The organism is Legionella pneumophila subsp. pneumophila str. Philadelphia 1, assembly GCF_000008485.1.
Lineage (GTDB): Bacteria > Pseudomonadota > Gammaproteobacteria > Legionellales > Legionellaceae > Legionella > Legionella pneumophila.
This window is the reverse complement of the sequence record NC_002942.5, coordinates 3067815-3089714: the sequence shown is the minus strand read 5'-3', so window position 1 is coordinate 3089714 and position 21900 is coordinate 3067815. Positions and strand designations below refer to the sequence as shown.

Sequence of the window (21900 nt, the reverse complement as noted above, 5' to 3'; positions counted from 1 at the left end):
TTTGCATTTCGAGCTGTGTCTTTCAGTTTTTAATCAATTAGGATAATTCATCTTTTGTTATCAACTCCAGACCTTTTTTATAACAAGAGCCACTGGATAAGGGGTCATTTAGCTTTTCATGGAGTTTGCCAAGTTCGATAAATGCTACGGGCGTGGGGTTTAGCTCAATAGACTGTTCAAGATAATGTTTGGCTTTTCCCCATAAATGCCGCGAGAGGCACATTCTCCCTAAACATAGGTACAATGCGGCTGAGTGAGGATTTTTTTTGAGTAATGATTCAGCAAATAACAATTGATTTTCTTCACAAGGGAGCAGGCTATAAAGCTCAATTAACCGATTATCCAACTCTTTGCGAAGGCATCGCTTTAAATGATATTCTGCCTGATCGTAATCCTGATTCCTAATCAGAAAGCGGGCATATTCTGCTGTAATTGCAGTATCGTTAACCAGTGTTTTTGGCAGCGTCTGATACAATTTGGTAATGCCATCTGATTGATTGTGTTTTGCCAAATCAATCATTGCTTGCAAATAAGTATTTTTTTGTAATTGTTCAAAAGCTTGATCTGAAATAATGTGGTTCTTTTTTAAATCAGGTAAAAGAGCGATCAACTGCTGCCAATCTTTTATTTCTTCATAAAGATTCATTAATAATTTCAAGACATAAGGATGGCGTGGTGCTAAATCTTGAAGATGCTTTAATGTGGCCAATGCCTGTTCCCATTGGTGATTGGCCAATTGTAATTGCGCTTGGGTTAATTCAACAGCAATTTTCGCTTCGGGCATAGATTGCTGTGCTTCCCTAAGATAATGATCGCGAAGCTTGCTATCCCCCATTTTTTGAGCAGCTCTCGCTGCTGTTAAATAATTAAGTAAAGGAGTGTCGGTGTTTGGCAGAGCTTGTATTAAATGATTTTTTGCTTTTTGCCAATAGCCCTCGCTATATTCTATCAGTCCCTTTCGAGTCGTGGCTTGAGCTTTTTGTGCCAAGCGTCGTGAGTGCCATTTATTGACCATGCCTGGCATTCTTGTAATTTTATTGCAAAACTGAACCAGGCCATAGATTAAAAAAAACAGAAAAAACAAGCCAAAAACAGAGACCCATAAGGTAGTTTCAATAGTCCAGTTATTAATAGCTATTAAGACATAACCTGGATCCTTATTGAGTTGAATACCAAGGAACACAGAGAGCAGTAAAATAATAAAAGCAAACAGAACTCGTATCATTCTTAATTTTCTCCTTTCTTGCTGTTTGCTTGATCGACCAGCAACTCTTTATTGTCAATCATTTGATTGATTAGCGGGATGGCTTGTCCTACGACAGGTTTTTCCTGAGTTAATTTTACATTTTGCAAAGTGGACAATTGCTTAATCAAAACGTCGGTGTTTTGGGAAGATTCATTAAATACTCTTTTAAGATTTGCAATGGCCTGGTTTAAAGCAAACTGGTAGACTGCGGGGTTATTATTTAAAATAGCCCACTGCGCTTCCTGAAGGTTAAGGCGGATATTCTCTTTTATTGCAGATTCATATAGAGGGGATATAAGTGGTTGAATATTTTCATTGTGGCGACGAATAACAACCAATTTCTCCAGAAAATTCACACTGTCTTGCAACCGATTTCGCCATCCAGTTTTGCCAGACTCTTCAGACTTGGTGATATGGTTTAGCACTTCCTGTTGATCTACTACGGATTGAATAGAAAGATTATTGATAGCCGCTTGGGCCGCATCCAATTGACTTAATATCCCTGTGATATCAACAACAGAAATTGACTTTAATTGGGCAATTTCTTTGGCGATTGTCTGGCGAATGGTAAATATTTTGGGGATATTCATACCTTTCAGTAGCGCATCAGCTTGCTGTAAAAGGGCGACAGAGGTATTAAAATTATCACTCCAATGAACATTGATTTGCGCTAATTCAAGATAATAACGTGCCTTTAAAAGAAGCCAATCATTATTTTGATACAATTTTTGCTTCATAGCTGTTTGTAATTCTTTATTTAAGCTATCCATTTTGCTTGTTAAATCACTCTGAATTTGCTGAAGATGATTGGCATTGTTATCCAGGAGCTTTTGGACTGTATTTTGCTCTACTTTTATTCTTTCCAATTCATCAGTTAAATTTTTGTTTTCAACAAGCTGATGGTTTTGAAATTGTTTCTCCAATTGAATGGAATAAATAGAGACGATGATAGCAAGGAACGCCAAAAGCGATGTCAAGCTGATTATTAAGGATAGGTATTTACTACCGAAGAAAGAGGCTTTCATTTGTTGGTTGATGTCGGGCTCAACTTTAGATGGTTGTTGCGGTTGAATTGTTTTTTTCTGTTCTTCATTGCTATTGGCCATGGATTAATCCTTATAGTCAAATAACGCACCTATCATCCTTTCTGGATGGCTAATAAGAATCTTTTTAATTCCAAATAAAGAAGCTACCTTTGCAAGTCGGTCACTAATGACCAGGCAAGGTTTGTTTTGTAACCACATTTGCCCCTCTATGCTAAACATTTTAAAAAGATTATGTATGGACTGCTCACTTGTTAACAGTATAATGTCCACCAGGTCATCGCGCCACAGAGAATTAATAAATTCTTGGTCGATGGCTGGCATGACTCGTTTATAGACTGACAGAAGACATAGTTTCGCTCCCTTCAGCATTAAATATTCTTCAATCAGTTGCCTGCCTCCTTCTCCTTTCACAAGCAGAATCGTCTGATTTCTTATTTGTTGCAACGAATTGAGAGTCAGTAAATGCTCGCTGTCAGGTAATTCGGGGACATCACTAACCTGGATATTGAATTCATTGAGTACTCTGGAGGTGCCTTTACCTATAGCAGTTACCCGGATGCTATTTGGCCAATTGATGTTTTTGGAAGCCAGTTCCATCATGAAATAACGAACGGCATTTGTACTGACAAAAATGGCCTGATTTACTGAGGTCAAATCAGGCAAATTATTTATCCAATTGGTTTCAGACGCCATTATTTCCATCGTGGGGCAGTCGATGGGTATTCCGCCAGACTCGATAATTTTTTTATTAAGCACTTGTGCTTGCTCCCTGGGTCTGGTGTTTAATATGCGAAGACCATTAAGTGATTTGGTCATGATGGTATCGTACTTAATAAGGACATTGCACCTTTAGTCATTAATGACTCGGTACACCTGTCTGCAATGACTTCAGCTTCTGCAATTTTCCCTTGTTGCTCATCATCAATCATTTGAGAACCATCCATATTAAGTACTTTTGCTCTCAAAAGGAGGAGTTTCTCCTCAGTAATGGTACAATAAACAGCAAAGGGTATATGGCAATTGCCTCCTAATTTTGCGTTGACGCGTCGCTCAGTATGGACACAAAGAGCAGAAATTGGATCATTTAAGCCATGAACCAGCTCCTGGATTTCCAAATCGTCAGTTCGGCACTCAATACATAAAGCGCCCTGAGCACAAGTAGGCAGCATAATGTCATCGGGTATGAGTTGGGTGATGTGATGTGCCAAGCCCATTCTTTCCAAGCCTGCGGCAGCAAGAATAATGGCTTGATACTCTCCTGACTCCAGTTTGCTGAGTCTTGTATGGATGTTTCCTCTTAATGTTTTGATTTGCAAATTGGGATTGTAAGCCAATAGTTGAGATTGACGTCTAAGGCTTGATGTACCAATAATCGCGTTTTTGGGGAGAGCAGCAAGACTTTTAAATTGGGGACTTATTAAAGCGTCAAAAGGGTTATCTCTTTTGCAAATGGCGGTCAACAAGAGGCCATCCGGAAGTTGTGCTGGCATGTCTTTAGTCGAATGAACAGCCAAGTCCGCTCTTTTATCCAATAATGCTTCTTCTAACTCTTTAACAAATAACCCTTTCCCTCCTGCGGATAATAATTTATCTTTAAGAAACCGATCGCCAGAGGTTATCATGGGTAATAATTCAATGCTTAGATTTGGCCATTGCTTTACAAGCATTTCCCGTACATGATTAGCCTGCCATAGTGCAAGCGGGCTCTGCCTCGTTGCGATTCGTATAATTTTTGCGCTCATGGAATAGACGGTATATGTTCTTTGGGTAAAGATCATAACATTGATTCTAATTTAAAAAGAACCCCATTGAGATAATAGGTACGCAAATCTTGTCGGGCAATTGATTTATAAATGAGCATTCCTACCGGTTTGAGAATTGGTTTATAGTGCCAACCCCCAATTTCTTTGCTAAAAAATTTTTTAATCCTGTCATTTATAGTCATTTAACAATCAAATAACTATAGCTTATCTAAGCTCCTTATTAAAAATTTTTTTTGCCTCGACCTTGGAGCTTTGTGTAAGTCCTATAGAGCATATCCCATGCACAATCCCTATATTTTATGATAGGCTTTTCTGGTAGATAAAGCGCTGAAAATCAGGGGCGTTTTTTAGCTGGATTTAAGGATAAGAAATGTCACAACTAAAAAAAATAGTGAAACATTTAGATGAATCAATGCAGCGTAGTTTGTCTAATTCTGCTCATCAATTGGTTGCAGTAGGCGCGATAGCTTTTGTGGGATTTCCTTTATTTTATGTTATTTGGGCTTTCTGGTTGCCTCAGCCTTATGAAAACCTGCCACTCCGTCTTATTGGAAGCCTTTTAGGTTTGGGATTGATGCTTACTCCTTATTGGCCATTAAAATGGAAGCAATATTTATCTTGGTATTGGTTTTTAACTCTTTTGTTTACTTTGCCATATTTTTTTACTTTTTTATTTTTAATGAATCAAGCAAGCGTTATTTCTGCGATGTCTTTGTTGTGTGGTGTATTTTTACTTGTATTGCTCGTTGATTTATTGAGTTTATCCATTGTGTTGATACTGGGGTTTAGTTTAGCCCTTGTAAGTTATTATCTTGTTTCTCCGCAAATGTATTTTGGAGAAGAGCATATACAAATGACATTGGTGATCATATTTACCATTATTGCAGGTTCTACTTTAAATTATAAAACAGCCATGTTGCAACAACAAAAATTGGCTGGCATGGCTGCTGCTGCAGGCATGATTGCCCATGAATTGCGTTCACCATTGTTAGGAATAAAGAGCGGCGCTCAAGCTTTAGTCCAATATTTGCCAAGATTGATTGATGGTTACCAATTGGCTAAAAAACAAGAGTTAATATCCTCACCTTTACGTGACAGATTGTTATTACAGCTTGGGGGAGTCAGCAATCGAATTGTTAGTGAAATTGATTATGCTAATACGATCATTGATATGTTATTAGTCAAGGCAAGTCGCGATAATATTTTGCAAAATTGCATATTAGAGACTTGTTCTATAGCAGAATGTTTGTCTGAGGCTATTACCAGATACCCATTTCAGTCACCAAGAGAAAGAACATTAATCACATGGACTGGTGATTTTCAATTTAAAGGCTCTAAGTTGTTAATGCAGCATATTTTATTTAATTTAATAAAAAATGCACTTTATGTTATCGCAATGGCACAGCGTGGGGAGATTAATATTTGGACTGAATCTGGCGATAAGTATCATTATTTGTATTTTAAAGACACAGCAAAAGGGATGAGCAAACAACAATTAAATCGATTATTTAATCATTTCTATACTACTACCTTTATGGGAACAGGCATTGGTTTATCATTTTGTAAATTAGTTATGAATGCGTTTGGTGGTGATATTGTTTGTGAATCTAAAGAGGGCGAATACGCTTTGTTTATACTGAGTTTTCCAGGCTCGGTTTAAAATTGGTTTTCTGTTGAACATACCATCATTCGTCTTAAAAGACGTAAGGATGGTATTGAGTTAGAGAGCTCCTGTGATTCTCTTCTGCTAGAGTTTGGCCGTTTTTACTGAGATAGCGATAAAAATATATGTCCAACCAGTGACGATCAATTCAATCGCGATAAAAAGCCCAATGATCCACAGCCCGCTAACTGGCCATTGCATTAGAATTAATATCCCAAGAATAATGGCGGTGATTCCGGCCAATAACAACCATCCCCATCCTGTGGAATCTTTTAAGGCAAAAGCCATAATCATTCTTGTTAAACCAATTACAATAAGCACCGCTGCCAGAAAAGCTGTGATTAGAGTAGATGCTAAAAACGGGTCATACAAAACAATGCATCCCGCTGCAATATACAACACTGCAATAAGCGCCTGCCATATCATTCCTTTCCACTCTTTGTATTTAAATACGTCTATAATGTGACTTATTCCCCCAACAATTAATAAGGCACCGAAAAAGAACATACTTACCAAGGTTAGACCAACTACCATTCCAAGACCAACACAGCCAAGGATAAGGAAAAATATTCCAAATCCTAAAATCCATCCCCAGTTTCGTTTTAACTCATCCACTGGGGGTTGGTTAAATTCTTGTGAATTAGCCATATCAATATCCTTTTTTGATTTCTTAGCTAAGATAAGGTACTTATTTAATAATATAGACTTATATTCAATAACTTGTCTAATTTTGAGCTTTGATTTTAAGAGCGCTTATTTTGAATACTTACTCCAAAAAGCCCGGTGAATATAAAACCTAAATAATTTGGTTATAATAAACAATCATGTTACTTTATTCACAAGTTAGCCAGGTTCTGATGATGGAGCCACAGGTTATTTGAAGTTCATAGAAAGGATATAACTTTGGAACGTTTTGCTCAGGAGGAGCCATGCAACATTTCTCAATACCTACCTGTTACTTTCCAAGCACTGCGGTTTTTGTCGACGACAGTCGGGATTTCTTGCTCAATTTCGTATTGCAGCTGGATGAGGGTTTGGCGTACCGTGTATTTGATTCCCCTTTTGAAGCTTTAGATTGTATTAAACAAAAACGCTGTGAACTGGAATTATTAAGTGAACGTTGTCTCAGTGAATACACAGAAGCAAAAAATTGCCCACTAACTAATCATACCATTAATCTTGATTTGGCTGCTATTCATGCCGAGGTTTATAACTCTCGACGATTTTCTGAAATTTCAGTAGTCGTTGTTGATTATGCAATGCCGGGTATGGATGGATTAGAGTTTTGCAGGCGAATCGAAGATACTAATATTAAAAAAATATTATTAACTGGGCAAGCAGATGAGAAGCTGGCAATCGCTGCTTTTAATGAGGGATTAATTCATAGATACATCAAAAAGAGTGATCCGGATGTCGCCAGTCTCATTACTCAAAGCATCCATGACCTGCAGTTACAATATTTTCAAAGCATGTCTGATATGATTGTACGCATGCTTTCGGTGACATCGCCAAATTGTTTACATGACAAAAAATATGCTGAGTTATTCTGGCGTTTATGCAGGGAAAAGGGAATCGTTGAATTTTATCTGGCCGATAACTCAGGTAGCTTTTTGATGCTGGATGATGATGCCAACATCAGTTTTTTAATCGTGAAAAACGAAGCGGATATGCAGTTACACTATGATTTGGCTTTGGATAATGGAGCTAGTGGAGATGTATTGGACCAATTGCATAATGGAGAAAAAATTCCTTGTTTTTGGCAATCTAATTTAGTGACACCTCAATGGAATGAATGGTCGAATTGTTTGGTTCCTGCCAACCGATTTGTTTCTGATGAAACCTATTTTTATGCTTATGTGCAAGGGGCTGTTTTGTTCGATGTGCGCCTGGATAAAATTCTTTCTTATCACCAATACCTGGAAGAGTTAGATGCAGAGGAAATGTTTCTGAATTAATAGGAATTCTATATAAAGAGCACATAATTCTTATTTGAAATGTTAACTGTTCAAATGAGCCGCCAATAATTAGAAGTCGTGTTAATTACCCTTAAACAAAGGAATATCGGGTCTTTTTCTTGCAAGTCTGACCAGGCACTCAATCACTCTGAGCAAGTCCGATTTTTCGTGATGCGCGCTGATGGATAAACGAATCAGGCATTTATTTTTGGGAGTGGCGGGTGAACAGAACACGGCTCCAAAGATGTCTTCTTTTTCTAGCTCATCCCTTAACCAAAGCGTGTTAGCCTCGCTGCCTGTAACTAAAGGGACTATTTGAGAGCCACTACTTCCTATATTAATTCCTTCGCATGATAAGGCTTCTCGTAAAAAATCAGCATTGGTTTGTAATTTTGCTCTTCTCCATTCTTCTTGAGTAATAATTTCTAATGATGCGCTAAATCCTGCTAAATCATGAGGCATTAAAGCAGAACTAAAAATAGAGGGTAGAGATGAATATCTGATATATTCTATAAGTTGCCTATCTCCTGTAATGATGCCTCCCCGTCCTGATAAGGCTTTAGCCAGGCTTGCTGTTATGATGTCTATTTGGCTTGATAATCCCAGTTTAGCCACCATCCCCTTGCCTTGCGAACCATGCGTACCTAATGAATGAGATTCATCGACGATGAGCAAACATTTGAATTTTCTTGCAATGTCAGCATAGTCAGCCAATGGACTAATCGTACCCAGCGTACTATAAATAGAATCTACTGCAATTATTCCTGGCCCATGGTGCTCAATTCGTTTTTTTAGTGAATCGACTGAATTATGTAGAAACGGTATAGATTTGGCTCTTGCTGCTTTTACACCAGACCAAAAAGACATATGGGCATAAAAATCCAGATACACTGGTGTATTGTACTTGGCCAGGGTTTGTATGAGACCAACGTTAGCGCTCCAGCCTGATTGAGTGAGCAGGGCCGCAGAATAATTTAAAAAGGAACTGAATTTCTTTTCACATTGGCTGAGCAAAAAAGAGCTGTTATTTAAAAATACAGCAGATTGCATTTGACCATTACCATATTTTTGCATCGCAGCAATTTGCGCTTTAATTAATTGCGGATGTTGACTGATGTTTAAATAATCATTGCTCGAAAAAATCAGTGAATTTGCAGTCGGGGTTTTGCCTTTAAGTATGTGTTTCCCTTGCCAGGATTTATTGACTCGTCCCTCGTAATATTTTTCCATGGAATGATTGATGTACTCAGGATAAGCATGGTTTTGATGTTTTTCTTTTCCATTGATATATTGAGTCTTGTTATCAATTGTTTGGTATTCTGTATTGCTCATCCATAACTCAGATTCTTTTCCCTTGTGTGCAGTTTAGCACAATGGCTGATAGTGGAAGGATCTTTTCAGTAAAAGTCTAAGTATTCAGCTAATGATTTTATAAATCATTGGGCCTATTGAAATCTTTCTGGAAAAAAAAGTCACTTGTCGGTATGATTTTTAAATTAACTATTAGAGGACGGATAAATATGAGGTTGAATATTGCGCTGATCTTGTCTTTTTTTTCAATCATGCTTTTTGCAATGGACGAGGTGGATGAGCAACAAATTTTACAAAGAATTCAACCGGTTGGGAAAGTTCGAGTTCAAGAGGAGCAGGGGAATAACATAGAAGCTGGAGCGACTAAAACGACTGTTGTTGATTCCAAGAGCAAAAAAGAACCAGGCCAAGATATATATGATAAATATTGCTCCGTATGTCATAGAGATGGATTGGCAGGGGCGCCCAAGTTTCAATCGGAGGCCGATTGGAAACCTCGTTTGGCAAGTAAGAAAATAGATGATTTACTCGCTTCTGCAATCAAGGGGTTGAATGCCATGCCAGCAAAAGGTACTTGTATGGACTGTTCTGATGCTGAATTAAAAGCCGCGATACAATATATGTTGCCGAAATCATGAAAAAGCTTACTTACAGAAAAATACAATCTTTTCAGGTAATTATTACTTTATTGGTAATATTCGCTTCGTTTTACCTTGAATATGCTGTTGGACTACAACCATGTCCTTTGTGCTTGATGCAGCGAATTTGTGTATTTATTTTGTTAGGGTTAATGGGGTTGTCTCTGGGAACCTTGAAAAAAGCGCATATAGTAAGCTTGATGCAGTTTCTGGTTGCGTGTGCCGGTTTGTATTTCTCTTTAAGGCAATTGTGGTTGCAATCTTTACCGTCAGATCAAGCTCCTGCTTGCATGCCTGGGCTTGATGTATTAATTCAGTATTTTCCATGGCAAACTGTTGCTAAAGCCCTATTTTGGGGAGCAGGGGATTGTGCTGAAGTGACCTGGACTATGTTTGGAATTTCTATGCCTGGGTGGGCTGCCATGTATTTTCTGTTTATGGCGATAATGGGGCTTTTTCTGTTTTTTCGAACCCGAACGATCAATTAATTCCTGGCATTAAACGCGTGCTTTCGTTATCATTCTTTGTTTTATCTTGCCGTTTCTGCGAATGAACACTTTTTCATGTGAAGTACTGTACCAGCATTCGGGTACCAAAGCTCGTGTTACACGTGTGGTTACGCCTCATGGTGAATTTATAACTCCGGTATTTATGCCAGTTGGAACCCGTGCAGGGGTCAATAACATGATGCCGTCAGAACTGTCTGCTGCGGGTACTCAAATTATTCTGGGCGGTAATACCTATCATATGTTGTGTGCGCCTGGCATGAAGGTGATAGAAAATGCAGGGGGGATGCATCGCTTTATGGGGTGGCATGGACCTATGCTAACAGACAGCGGTGGTTTTCAAGTTTTTAGTTTATCGAAGAACAAGGAAATTTGTTCTATAGATGAATCTGGTGCTCATTTTAAATTGCCTGGCAGTAAGGGGATTATCCATATGACCCCGGAAATGTCTCTGGAGACCCAGAAAATAATTGGTGCCGATATTATAATGGCATTTGATCAGTGTACTCCTGACAGCTGCTCCAAGGATGAAGTAAGTCAAATCATGTTGCGGACCCACAGATGGCTAAAACAATCGATTGACTACCATCAACAATATCCCAACTCTCGATACGGATATAAACAAGCTTTATTTGGCATTGTGCAAGGAGGAGTTTTTCAAGATTTACGTCGAGAAAGTGCTGATTTTGTTTCTGCAATGAATACGGATGGTATTGCAATAGGTGGAGAAACTGTAGGCTTTGATATGGATACTACAGTGGAAGTCATTCGTTGGGTGTATGAGTATCTTCCGGGCAATAAGCCACGTTATACTATGGGAGTTGGAATGTCACCTCAAGATCTGTTGGATGTGGTGGCGGAAGGTATCGATATGTTTGATTGTGTTGCACCAACACGTAATGCCCGACATGGTGCCTTATATTGTGGTAAATTGGTAAGAGAAGGGAATTGGCTAAAATTTCAAAGCGAACATGAAAATGGACGAATTCAAATAAAGAAATCATGTTTTGCTGATGATTTGGCACCTGTTATGGAGAGTTGTTCTTGTTATACTTGTCTTAATTATTCAAGATCCTATTTGCATCATTTATCAAAACAAAAAGCTAATTTATTTACTGCTTTGGCAAGCATCCATAATGTTCATGTTTTGCATGATGTTTGTAATCACATGCGTCATTTGATAATAAATTCCTAAATTATTTAATATTAAGAGGTGAAATAATGGTTTTAATTTCTACATCCATGGGTGATATTCATATCAAATTAGATACAGAAAATACCCCATTAACTGCAGAAAACTTCCTAAATTATGTGCGTAAAGGTTTTTATAATGACACGATTTTTCATCGTGTTATCGATGGTTTTATGATTCAAGGCGGCGGTTTGAATACAAATATGGAGCAAAAAACAACTGCCTCTCCAATTCAAAATGAAGCAAAAGGAGCGAAACCTAATAAACGTGGAACCATCGCAATGGCGAGGACAATGGATCCCCATTCTGCAACAGCCCAATTTTTTATTAATGTTGCAGATAATGGTTTTCTGAATTACAGTGGCGACCATCCTCAAGGTTACGGTTACTGCGTATTTGGAGAAGTAGTTGAAGGGATGGATGTGGTTGATGCTATTGCTAAAGTGAAAACAGGCCAACGAAATGGTCATGCAGATGTCCCTGTAGAAGAAATAAGCATCATTGAGGTTAGAGAATTGGCTTAGCGAGAAAATATATGGCTGAAATAGCATAGGTTTTTCATGGCAAAAGTATATTTTCTTTAATTTCATCCCCAGTAGGAAGAGGGATCTTCCTTATACATGCAGGAAGCCGCATTTGCAAAACAGCGTGCCATTTTTCAGAGGCAAAATATCATGGGGTATCTCTAAGAGATTAACATCATTATTTAAGTGTTTTAGTGAAAAAAAACGTTATTTTTTTCTCCTCTTTATACTCTCTGAGTAATCAAAAATTGGAATTTCAATATGAAAAAAAATAGCCAATAAGCGTGCGGTAAAAATGCATAACAAAGTGATAATGATATTTAAATTATGAGGGATATGAAAATAGTCTAATGTTATAAACAGAAGCGCACCAGCCAGGGCAATAACAGCATATAATTCTTTTCTTAAAACCAGAGGAATGTCATTACATAAAATATCTCGCAACATTCCCCCGCAAATCCCGGTAATCATTCCACTGATTACTGCAACACTTGGTGGCATACCATGGGCGAGAACTTTTTGTGTACCAATAATAACAAAAGTTGAGAGACCAAGGGCATCAAGAATTAAGAATACTTTCATTATTCTAACCAGTGAATGAGCAATAAAAATAGTTAGAAAAGCGCATACTGAGGTATATAAAAGATATTCCGGGTGAGCTACCCAGGTCAGTGGATAGGTGTTAAATAATGTATCCCTTACAGTCCCTCCTCCCAGTGCAGTGATTGACGCAATAAGTAGCACCCCAAAAAAATCCATTTTTTTACGTCCTGCTGCCAGGGCTCCTGTAATCGCCTCTACACAAATCCCCACAATAAAAAGATAATGAAGTAACATATGATTTGCTGCTATTTAAAAAGACAATGATAGCACTAATAGTACAAATGAAGAAATGCTGTACTTCGACTAGAATTTAATAGTAAGGTTTTAATTATTTTGGCAGGAGCAAATTGATGAATAATACGATCGATAATCAATCGCAAGAAGAATTAACTCATTTTGATGCAAATACGCCCCAGAGTATCATTCAATTGGATAGAAAGCTCAGGGAAATGAAAAGCGAAGTCGATATGAAAATAAATGATCCTTCATCTTATAATGGGGATGATAAAGAAGTTTATTTTCAAAAATTATCAAAATTATCTGAAGAAATAAATGAAGCAATCAAGAGCTTGGACGCATTGGTTAAAATGGTTGATATTCAGGATGAAGAATTTAAAAAAGATTTTTATGAAAGTGATGTAATGAAAGAGTTTAATGAATCCGTCATGAAAAGTTTTGATAAATTGCCTGAATGAAAATAGATTTTAAAGGCTCTTAAAATAAATTTTGAGAGTGTAAAATAGTTAAATCAACAAGCTCTTCTGCAATACTATTTGTCGCACGAACTGTTTCAGGGGTAATATTCAAAATACCCATATTGAGCATTTATCTCTCTCATTCGTCTTATTTTTAGTGTTGGTATCGGGCAGGTTATTTGAAATTTCAACACACATGACCATGGGTAATCACTAAATTGACATATCGCAATAAAACGATATAATTAAAATATGAACGTAATAAATATATTAAAAGCGCTTTCTAATGAAAAGCGACTACAGATAATCAGATGGCTAAAAGAGCCAGATAAACATTTCAGTTCGTCGCACTGTGATGTGAGCAAAGATGGTGTTTGTGTTGGCTTAATAGAAAAAAAATCAGGCTTATCTCAATCCACGGTATCTCAATATTTATCACAATTACAGCAAGCTGGTTTGATATTCACTGAGCGTAGAGGACAGTGGACCTATTGTAAGGCGAATGCAAGCCTAATTAATGAATTTATAAATGAATTGAAAGTTATGATTTAAAAAATTTTGCTTGAATAAATCGAATATTTGCGATATTCCAATGTATTGTTATGACATGCAGGAGATTTATCATGGTTAACTCCGATTTAATTTTAAGTCCTTATCAGCTTAATGATAAAATTACACTAAAAAACAGAGTCATTATGGCTCCTATGACTCGTAATATGGCTAACGATGATTTCAGTCCAACCAGGCAGATGGCAGATTATTATGCTCGAAGGGCTGATGCCGGGTTGATTATTACAGAAGGCACTATTATTAGCCCTGATGGTCAGGGTTATAGCAATGCTCCAGGAATATTTACGCAAACCCATATTGACGGTTGGAAAATGGTAACTGATGCTGTGCATGAACGGGGAGGGAAAATATTTTTGCAAATTTGGCATGTTGGCAGGGTATCTCATCCGATTTTTTTACATGGTAACTTACCGATTTCTGCTTCAGAAACGATGATGACAGGTAAGGTCCGGCGTGCCGATGATCTTTATTATGGAAAATCAAGGGCGGCTACATTAGAGGAAATTAATGAGTTAATCCAAAACTATGCGTTGGCTGCAAGAAGAGCGATGATAGCCGGGTTTGATGGCATTGAGATTCATGGTGCCAATGGTTATTTGATTGATCAGTTTTTACATTACCATACCAATCAACGTCATGATCAGTATGGACAATATCCAGAGAATATGGGGCGATTTGCGCTGGAAGTGGTAAAAGCCTGTATCAATGAAATAGGTGGGCAATCTGTAGGATTGCGCCTTTCTCCCGGAGCTTATCTTAATGAAATTGTCGGAGATGAGCGAGATGCCATGGTATTTCGATATGTATTGGAAGAATTGAATCACTATGGAATAGCTTATGTGCATACAGGTAATTTTGATGACGGTATTCAATTCAAAGAATTAGGGTTCAAAACGATGACAGAATTTATGAGAGCTCATTTTAAAGGAACCTTAATTGCCAGCGGTAGCTATACGCTTCACCAGGCAAGAAAAGATATTCAAAATAAAAAATACGATTTAATTGCTTTGGGAAGGCCATTTATTGCTAATCCCGATTTAATGAATCGTATCAAGTGGAATGCCGATTTTCTACCTTATGAAAACAGAATGTTGGACACCTTGTTTTAGGCACTTGAGCGGGGCATTCAATTACCTTTCTTGCTTTCTGTATTACCGGAAAATTTTGGAATGAAGTGATGAGAAAGGCACAAGGAGATGATGAGAAAGCGTCTTGGGATGCTAAATATGGAGCATTTCAAATGTTAATATCCTGGGAAGTAATTTTGATTTCACCATCGACTTGATTCGCAAAAATCAAAGTATATTCGGGGACCTCAAGCCAGGTTGTTGTGTTTTCAGTTAATGGCTCAGACGCAATAATAATGCTTGAATTAATGGTTCCCCCTTTCATTTTATATTCATTTTCATAAAATCCATATCGTTCTCCATAAGTGTACCATAGTGAATGATAGGTGAAATGTGTCGATTGAGTAGCGTCTTTGGGTTTCCAGCCGTAATCCAAACAAAATCGAGTCGCGGCAATAAAATCACCATTGGTTAAAAAAAGATTAACTGGTGAGTTAATGACTATGTTGTTTTGTTGGCGTACCGTTTTTAAAATTTTTAAAGTGGCAATTACAGCATTTATGATTTCAGAGGCATCAAAATGACCCTTGGGATTTTCTAATTGAGAAAGAAAAACAGCATAGATCCACTCACTATCTGTAGTTCCTTTAATATATTTTCTGTATTCCGTTTTAACATATTTCAGCAGATCATAGCGCATGGTTTCAAAGTTATGGAGCATACCATTGTGTGCTAAAGCAATACTGGTTACGGGATAGAGAAATGGATGCACGTTTTGATCAGTAACTACTTGCTTATCATGATAGGACACCCCTCGTAGATGGGCGAGAAGACAGTGAGGTGCTATTTTTTCTGCTAAATTATGTAAATTTTCATCGTAAAAAGGAAGTTTGGATGTTTTATAGACATAAGCTTGTAAGGGGTTAATTGAATTTCTATCCCAAGCAGCCATACCCAAAACCCGCCAGATTTAATAAATAAGGCAAATATTTGGGATGATAACTCTGTTTAATAAAGGAGTTATCCGGTTTATAAAGTAACTCTTCAACTACTGTGGGTTGCCCAAGGTAAGACAATATTCTGCACATAGTACCTCACTGATTATATTTTTCTATGTTCAGTCGCACGTCCAATTTTTTTAAGGAACGAGCAAGGGAAATGATAGATCCACATATCAAATTAAATAATTTGTACCAGATCATGGGTTTATTTTTTTGGAAATATTGAAGTTCGGCTTCAGATATTTTTAATAAAGTTGCTGATTCGCAGGTAATAAATGTAATTGAAAATTTAGTGTCACTCAGAAAACAGGCCGTACTGGCAAACAACGAGTCAGGACCAATAACAGACAATTTGGCAATTTTACTGTTTTGTATGACATTGGACTGAACCGCCCCATAGATCACTATATAACATACCGGTATGGTTTCATTCTCGTGAATCAATACGCAATTTTTATTGGCAGTTAGTGGTATCGCGTGTTCAAGCAATTCATCGGTTTCATCTTGAGTAAAAGAGTTAAATAAAGTCTTTTTATAAATTTGGTCTTTATCAACTCCACTCTCATCCAGGGTGTGTATTTTAGGTTGTGTGAAAGTCTGAATGACTCGCCCCAAAAAAGATAAGCTTTGCATATCAGAATGAGAAATAAAATCAATAATTTTGTCGTGTAATTGTTTTAAACGACCACAGGCCTGATAACCAATTGCTTTCATGATTTTGTATTTGGCCTCAGGTGAAAATGCCGGCATCAGTTCAAAATAGGCAGAAGGGATAAATAAGCATGTCACATTGTCCTTAGCAACCGCTGATGTGGCACTGGGCTCATTGAGGAGAAAGGAGGTTTCTCCCAAAAAATCACTGGCAAGACAAGTTTCTATCTTGGTTATTCCTTTGCCTAAGGTTCTGGCAATAAGATCAACAGTTCCTTTTATAATGATGTAAATGCCTTTTATTCTATCCCCTTGATGAAACAAGATTTGATTGTTGGAAAATGGTACAAGTGTACAGATTGCCAACATATTCTCCAGTTCTTGATACCCTAGAATATTGCCGAAAGCACTTTCCATTAATGGTTTGATTTCCAGGATTTTTTCTTTCGTACTTAAGAAGGTTGTGTCATCCATTTCCTATCCTTTGAATCACTTAACCATAGTTCGCATTGTGCTGCTACCAGCTTGCTAAATGAGCCATCTTGTTTATAAATTTTATTTATGAGAACGCTATCATTTTGTTTATTGATGACGTCACTATACAGTTCCTCAATATATTCGCTGTTTCCAAGTCCATTAATGTATTGTTCAATTTTTTTTATTGTTTCAAGAATGTCATCCATGATAGGTATGGGTCTGTCTTTATCAGTGACAGTTAATTCTCCTTCCAGACCATGTCTGCTGGCTTGGAACCGGTTGTAATTATAGACATAGTATAAATCATGAGACAGCTGGACAGATTTTTCTTCGAGGAGATAGAGTGCCAATGCTTGAATATAAGCAGTAATAAGAATCGATTTTCTAAGAGTTAAAGGGGTGTCGCAGACTCTTATTTCTATTGTACCAAGTTCTGGTTTTGGTCTAATGTCCCAATAAAAGTCTTTCATATTTTCAATGATTTTCCAACGATACATTTTGCGATAATAATCAGAGAATTCTTGCCAATTTCTCAGATAGGGAATGACACCACTTAATGGAAAAGCATTAAAAATAGTCGAGCGTGATGAGCAATAATTTGTATTAATACCCAGATAGAAAGGCGATGAAGCGCTGATTGCAATAAAGTGAGGGACATATCTTGCCAAGGCATGAGTTAAATAAATAGCATCGTCTCCTGTTGGGCAGCCGATATGAATATGTTGTCCAAAAACAGTAGCGCGCTTGCTGAGATAACGGTATTGGTTAAATTTTTTTTTGAATCGTTTCGATGGAAAAATTTTTTGCATGGTCCATTGTTGAAATGGGTGTGTCCCTCCGCCGCAAAAAGCAATATCAATGCTTGCAGCAGTTTCTACTAAAATTTTTTGTAGCTCTAACAGTTCGTCATACATTTCTTTAGCGGATTGATGAATTGATGAATTGATTTCAATCATGCTTTGCGTAATTTCTGGCTTAATTTGGTCGCGATAGCGCATGTCTTTTAAGGCTCTCATCAATTCTTTTGAACGAGAAACCAGAGACAATGAACTGCAATCAATAATCTGAAACTCCAATTCAGTTCCAATTGAAACAATTTTGGATTTTTTAAAAGATAATAATCTCATTCCTTTCTCTGACTATTATTTTCCTTGTTTAAGTATAGCAGATAGGTTTTTTGGTTAGATGATTGTTTAATGGGAATAGATATGAAGATTCATGTTTCCCCAAACCCATAAAAATTGTTCAATAATTTAGCTTGTTTGCTGCTATTCCAGGGTAATTAAAGTGGGAGTTCATTGTATGAATTTAATACTTCCATGTTATTACATGAAAAGTGAATATTTGTTATTGTCGACTTTGAGTATGCCCTTATTTTGAAGGGGAGTTTTTTACATGGACTAGGGAATGCCAAAACGTCTCATTAACAAGAATATCGATATATACAATTATCCTAATGAATTCGAAGATAATTTAGGTTCCATTTCACTGGGCGACTTGCATGGCAATGCAATCAAGCTTATCCATTTTCTTTTCCGTCATAAAATAATTAAATTTAAAACAGAAATTATCAATTTCCACGAAGCTTACCAGCAATTTGTAACAATTTATGAACAATATGACGATATGGTTCAAGAATATTTGGAAATTCGTACGCTTCTTCAATTGATACAAATAAAAATAACTAACGCACAGCAAAGAATTTTAGACATTGAGCAAAAATTATCACTTGCGACAGACCATCAGAAAGAGTTTTCTCAATCATTATTGCAACTTAAGAAGCCAATAGAGGCCAATTTACAAATGGCTGAAAAGAGTAAAGCTGGCCTGGAAGAAAAATTAAGTGGGTTGAAAACAAGGCTGCCATCATGTATTGAGCGATTTAATAAGTTCATGACGCAGATAGAAATTAATGATATTAAAACGCTTATTCGATTGCTGGGTGATGAGGTGGCCGATCGGGGGAGTTGTGATTATTTCACTTTAAGAATACTGGACTTCCTTTATCAAAATCAGATTGCAATCAAGATCATTTTATCCAATCATGGGTACGAGTTTATTCATGCTTATGAAAAACTTGTAGTCGGTCAACCATTTAAACCCAAAGGTTATATTGGGGATATACAAATTAAATCATTCTGGGGTCTCCAATTATTACTGGAGCAAAGTGTCATTACTGAGGAGGAATTGAGAAGTTTAGTTGAGAGAGCTTATAAACCAACTTTAAAAATTATTGATTACTCTCTAAGCGAGGATGGTATTACCTTGTATAGCCATGCTCCCATACGCTTTGATAGCATTCGAATGGCAGCGTCTCAGTTGGGTGTCACTTATAATGATTCCACCAAAGAAGCATTGGCTGAAACCATAGACCAACTTAATGCCCAATTGCAAATTTATATGAAGAACAACATGCTGCATTTGTTATTTGAGAATAATGAAATTAACGATCCAACCAATATGACTGATGAAGAGAGAAACGCATCGCCGTTAATTTATTTAGTATGGAATCGCTGGAATGAAAGCAAAGAAGTAGAGAATGCTCGACCAGGAAAATACAATGGCTATTTTGTCACGTATGTTCATGGGCATGATCCTTTTCAAAGCCCATTAACTTATGTGTATAACCTGGATACTCTGTGTGGAAAATACTCAAGAGTGGGTGAGGAAGAGCAAATTAACAAGGCCTTCCAGTTTTTGACTGAAAATAGACACACCAATGTGGATAAAACAGCAAGTGAAAGCCTTCTTCGCAATATATCAAGGTATAAAGTGCTGGATTCGGATGAATACACTTTAAAACACAAAATCCCTAAGACGTCACTTGAATTGGCAACAGATATTCTCGATTGTAAAATTAAGGAGAGTTTAATAAAACTGAGCTTGCTCGGGAAACCAAAAGCAGTATCAGGTTCGCTGAGTGTAGACCAGAATATTTCTATTCCTAATCAGGCGTCTCTGGGCAAATGACCGACTCTCTATGAAGCACTGAGTTTTAGAGATAGACATAAAATGCGCACAAAATGCTTCGAAAAAATTGAGGTACGTACGTAGATTATCGAGCTCTTTAAAAATCAAGTAATTCATTATAAAGTCGGGGTGGATTCTTATTATTCAGTGTGAGTTTAAAATTAAATATTGAGAAGGAAAATCTTCATAATAACTAAAAAATGGATGCAGCAAATTGGAGCAATATGGCCCTGTTTTTTAAAAATCTTCTTGATGAGTAGAAAATAACTCACGAGTAAAGGCATAAGATTTGTGGCTTGCTATTGAATAAATCACATAATTTTCATTTATCTTGGTAGCAAGGGAGAAAGCGATGGGAAAACCATGTTTAATTTGGTCAAGATAATATAGCTCATCATAGTGTTTTACATTATTAAAGTGTGTGCCAATCGCCTTGAGTACATAATTTAAATCACTTGGGATTATAGGTTAGCTCATGTTGCTAAAGAAAACTGTTAAATAAGTTACATTCCATGGCAGGAGTAGAGGATAGGGGCAGCAATTGATTGTGTCCTGTAATACGCATTAAGGAAATATGAATGAAAGTCATATATGCCCAATACGTCTCTAAAGACATTGGATACTTTACTTTTAAAGGCGAAAAAGTTCTCTAAAAGTTGAGAGTGGAGCACTATCTCTTTTGGGCTATTTTCCATGAAAGTTTCTTACTCTACGTTCTTTGCGAGTGTCTAAAATGGCTCACTGAAGAGATAGCCAAATCAATTATTTTTTTGGACTGTTCTTCGGTGGCATTGATGAGACTAATGTCATTAATCAAATCCATCAAAAAGTCAGACACATCATCTTCCACAAGCTCACGGTTATATAGACAAGCTGCTTTTGTAAAAATATGATGGAGTAAACTTTTGCTTATCGTGATGTGTTCCTTAGATGTTCCAGGATCATTATGGGTTTCACCAAACAGAAGCCATCCTGGTGAAACATTTAGTTTCGATGCAATTTCTATCAGCTTGACTGGATCGGGAATGACCTCTCCACGAAGGTATTTTCTGCATATTTGCAAAGAGTAACCTGTCATTTCAGCTAATTTATGAATACATACTCCTGATGGAGAGCGTTGAGAATTATGCCCTGCTGCAATCATGGCATCACGCAAGCGGTAAGCAAACTGTTTTGTCAAGTTAACTTTTTCCATATTGGAGTAATAATTTTAAGATATTAAAAAGTGACAAAAGTGTAGCAAAGGGTAGTTAAACCTGCAAATATATCCATTAAATGGAAACAAATTGTTTCTACTGGAAATCATTGGTTGATTTTTGGTGTTAAATGATTATAATGGGTATTGAAACGTTATAACACGTTTCTTTAAGTCCAAATATCGGACGCTGATGTTACTTGAAGGAACAAGTATCACCGGGTAGTCCAAGTGGTTTAACCATAGCGGTTAACCTCGCATTGCATGGCTTGAATGAACCCCTTCATTCGGGCCATTTCTAAGTTTTAAAGGGTGATATGTTCTAGATTTTTGGATTATTTAGAAAGCAGAAAACAGATTCTGATAAGGGTAATCTTATTAGCTTATGACGGCTGCTTTTTCCTTTAATTAGCTCGATTTGTGTTTTTGGAATTTTGAAAAATTGGGATATAAAGAATAAAAGCTCATTATTCGCTTCCCCTTCTTGCGGTTTGGCATGGAGCGCAATATGCAGCCTGTCATCAGAAATGGCCATGAGTTTTGATTTCTTGGCGTTCGGTTTGGCATAAATAGCTATTTCTACATGGGAATGTATGATTTTAAACCACATAATGTTTTAAATGCTAACGGACGCTTTATCATTTTACCTTGTTCCCAAGAGAGTTGGAATTAGCTTTTCGTGCTCTTTATTCTTTCACTAATGCATTTTGGGGAAAGCAAGAGTGTTTTGCGGTTTAGTTGAGAAGGGTTGCATTTGCAAAAGAGTTAAAAGGCAAGATTGATAGGCCATGCTCATCCAAAATTTTAATGTCATGTTATCTTGCTTT

The 21900-nt window shown here is 37.1% G+C and carries 23 protein-coding genes; 10 read left to right on the top strand and 13 right to left on the bottom strand.

The features are described 5' to 3' along the window. Window positions 1-37 precede the first annotated feature (37 nt). From LPG_RS13825 to hemC, 4 genes are read right to left on the bottom strand one after another with little or no spacing between them, the layout of a single operon-like run. A complete protein-coding gene (locus LPG_RS13825; RefSeq protein WP_010948436.1) occupies window positions 38-1225 on the bottom strand; it encodes a heme biosynthesis HemY N-terminal domain-containing protein in 1188 nt (395 codons plus the stop codon). 2 nt (window positions 1226-1227) lie between these two features. Next, window positions 1228-2352 (bottom strand): uroporphyrinogen-III C-methyltransferase, encoded by a 1125-nt coding sequence (locus LPG_RS13820; protein WP_010948435.1) that lies wholly within the window; start codon window positions 2350-2352, stop codon window positions 1228-1230. A gap of 3 nt (window positions 2353-2355) precedes the next feature. After that, complete coding sequence (locus tag LPG_RS13815) at window positions 2356-3108, bottom strand: uroporphyrinogen-III synthase (protein ID WP_010948434.1); 753 nt, start codon at window positions 3106-3108, stop codon at window positions 2356-2358. Beyond that, the gene (gene hemC / locus LPG_RS13810) at window positions 3105-4034 is read right to left on the bottom strand and encodes a hydroxymethylbilane synthase (RefSeq protein WP_027223811.1); all 930 of its coding nucleotides are present in this window, start codon (window positions 4032-4034) and stop codon (window positions 3105-3107) included. The genes LPG_RS13815 and hemC overlap by 4 nt, the downstream gene beginning before the upstream one ends. A 391-nt stretch (window positions 4035-4425) precedes the next feature. Between hemC and LPG_RS13805 the strand changes: the two genes are divergently transcribed. Continuing rightward, the gene (locus LPG_RS13805; RefSeq protein ID WP_010948432.1) at window positions 4426-5715 is read left to right on the top strand and encodes a sensor histidine kinase; all 1290 of its coding nucleotides are present in this window, start codon (window positions 4426-4428) and stop codon (window positions 5713-5715) included. An 87-nt stretch (window positions 5716-5802) separates the two neighbouring features. On the opposite strand, the gene LPG_RS13800 is transcribed toward LPG_RS13805, so the two are convergent. Beyond that, window positions 5803-6366, bottom strand: coding sequence for an HdeD family acid-resistance protein (locus tag LPG_RS13800; protein ID WP_010948431.1), 564 nt, complete (start codon window positions 6364-6366; stop codon window positions 5803-5805). Between the two features lie 281 nt (window positions 6367-6647). Between LPG_RS13800 and LPG_RS13795 the strand changes: the two genes are divergently transcribed. After that, the gene (locus LPG_RS13795) at window positions 6648-7673 is read left to right on the top strand and encodes a response regulator (protein ID WP_010948430.1); all 1026 of its coding nucleotides are present in this window, start codon (window positions 6648-6650) and stop codon (window positions 7671-7673) included. An 81-nt stretch (window positions 7674-7754) separates the two neighbouring features. On the opposite strand, the gene lqsA is transcribed toward LPG_RS13795, so the two are convergent. Next, the gene (lqsA, locus tag LPG_RS13790) at window positions 7755-9005 is read right to left on the bottom strand and encodes a quorum-sensing autoinducer LAI-1 synthase LqsA (RefSeq protein ID WP_010948429.1); all 1251 of its coding nucleotides are present in this window, start codon (window positions 9003-9005) and stop codon (window positions 7755-7757) included. A 188-nt stretch (window positions 9006-9193) separates the two neighbouring features. Between lqsA and LPG_RS13785 the strand changes: the two genes are divergently transcribed. From LPG_RS13785 to LPG_RS13770, 4 genes are all read left to right on the top strand, one after another. Beyond that, window positions 9194-9622, top strand: coding sequence for a c-type cytochrome (locus tag LPG_RS13785; protein WP_014842763.1), 429 nt, complete (start codon window positions 9194-9196; stop codon window positions 9620-9622). After that, window positions 9619-10110 (top strand): disulfide bond formation protein B, encoded by a 492-nt coding sequence (locus tag LPG_RS13780; protein ID WP_016357035.1) that lies wholly within the window; start codon window positions 9619-9621, stop codon window positions 10108-10110. Before LPG_RS13785 ends, LPG_RS13780 begins: the two co-directional genes overlap by 4 nt. A gap of 61 nt (window positions 10111-10171) precedes the next feature. Next, window positions 10172-11323 (top strand): tRNA guanosine(34) transglycosylase Tgt, encoded by a 1152-nt coding sequence (gene tgt / locus LPG_RS13775; protein ID WP_014842761.1) that lies wholly within the window; start codon window positions 10172-10174, stop codon window positions 11321-11323. Between the two features lie 26 nt (window positions 11324-11349). Beyond that, the gene (locus tag LPG_RS13770) at window positions 11350-11844 is read left to right on the top strand and encodes a peptidylprolyl isomerase (RefSeq protein WP_010948425.1); all 495 of its coding nucleotides are present in this window, start codon (window positions 11350-11352) and stop codon (window positions 11842-11844) included. Window positions 11845-12051: 207 nt separating this feature from the next. Here the strand turns inward: LPG_RS13770 and LPG_RS13765 are convergent, their stop codons facing one another. Next, complete coding sequence (locus tag LPG_RS13765; RefSeq protein WP_010948424.1) at window positions 12052-12681, bottom strand: trimeric intracellular cation channel family protein; 630 nt, start codon at window positions 12679-12681, stop codon at window positions 12052-12054. Between the two features lie 116 nt (window positions 12682-12797). Between LPG_RS13765 and LPG_RS13760 the strand changes: the two genes are divergently transcribed. From LPG_RS13760 to LPG_RS13750, 3 genes are all read left to right on the top strand, one after another. Further along, window positions 12798-13142: a hypothetical protein gene (locus LPG_RS13760; protein WP_010948423.1), complete on the top strand. Its 345-nt coding sequence runs from the start codon at window positions 12798-12800 to the stop codon at window positions 13140-13142. A 252-nt stretch (window positions 13143-13394) separates the two neighbouring features. Next, window positions 13395-13694 (top strand): ArsR/SmtB family transcription factor, encoded by a 300-nt coding sequence (locus LPG_RS13755; RefSeq protein ID WP_010948422.1) that lies wholly within the window; start codon window positions 13395-13397, stop codon window positions 13692-13694. Between the two features lie 71 nt (window positions 13695-13765). After that, the gene (locus tag LPG_RS13750; protein WP_015443959.1) at window positions 13766-14821 is read left to right on the top strand and encodes an alkene reductase; all 1056 of its coding nucleotides are present in this window, start codon (window positions 13766-13768) and stop codon (window positions 14819-14821) included. A gap of 127 nt (window positions 14822-14948) precedes the next feature. On the opposite strand, the gene LPG_RS13745 is transcribed toward LPG_RS13750, so the two are convergent. From LPG_RS13745 to LPG_RS13735, 4 genes are read right to left on the bottom strand one after another with little or no spacing between them, the layout of a single operon-like run. Next, complete coding sequence (locus LPG_RS13745) at window positions 14949-15731, bottom strand: class II glutamine amidotransferase (protein WP_072364035.1); 783 nt, start codon at window positions 15729-15731, stop codon at window positions 14949-14951. After that, a complete protein-coding gene (locus tag LPG_RS15395; protein WP_244263749.1) occupies window positions 15715-15867 on the bottom strand; it encodes a hypothetical protein in 153 nt (50 codons plus the stop codon). The genes LPG_RS13745 and LPG_RS15395 overlap by 17 nt, the downstream gene beginning before the upstream one ends. Before the next feature lie 6 nt (window positions 15868-15873). Next, window positions 15874-16905 (bottom strand): Dot/Icm type IV secretion system effector LegN, encoded by a 1032-nt coding sequence (gene legN / locus LPG_RS13740; protein ID WP_010948419.1) that lies wholly within the window; start codon window positions 16903-16905, stop codon window positions 15874-15876. Beyond that, entirely contained in the window at window positions 16884-18035 is a 1152-nt protein-coding gene (locus LPG_RS13735) for a YbdK family carboxylate-amine ligase (protein ID WP_010948418.1), read from the bottom strand. Before LPG_RS13735 ends, legN begins: the two co-directional genes overlap by 22 nt. Before the next feature lie 280 nt (window positions 18036-18315). Between LPG_RS13735 and wipA the strand changes: the two genes are divergently transcribed. Beyond that, window positions 18316-19878, top strand: coding sequence for a Dot/Icm T4SS effector WipA (wipA, locus tag LPG_RS13730; protein ID WP_010948417.1), 1563 nt, complete (start codon window positions 18316-18318; stop codon window positions 19876-19878). A gap of 709 nt (window positions 19879-20587) precedes the next feature. On the opposite strand, the gene LPG_RS13725 is transcribed toward wipA, so the two are convergent. Both LPG_RS13725 and LPG_RS13720 read right to left on the bottom strand, forming a co-directional pair. After that, window positions 20588-21073: a helix-turn-helix domain-containing protein gene (locus tag LPG_RS13725; protein ID WP_010948416.1), complete on the bottom strand. Its 486-nt coding sequence runs from the start codon at window positions 21071-21073 to the stop codon at window positions 20588-20590. Window positions 21074-21395: 322 nt separating this feature from the next. Then, window positions 21396-21683 (bottom strand): DUF167 domain-containing protein, encoded by a 288-nt coding sequence (locus tag LPG_RS13720; RefSeq protein WP_010948415.1) that lies wholly within the window; start codon window positions 21681-21683, stop codon window positions 21396-21398. Window positions 21684-21900 lie beyond the last annotated feature (217 nt).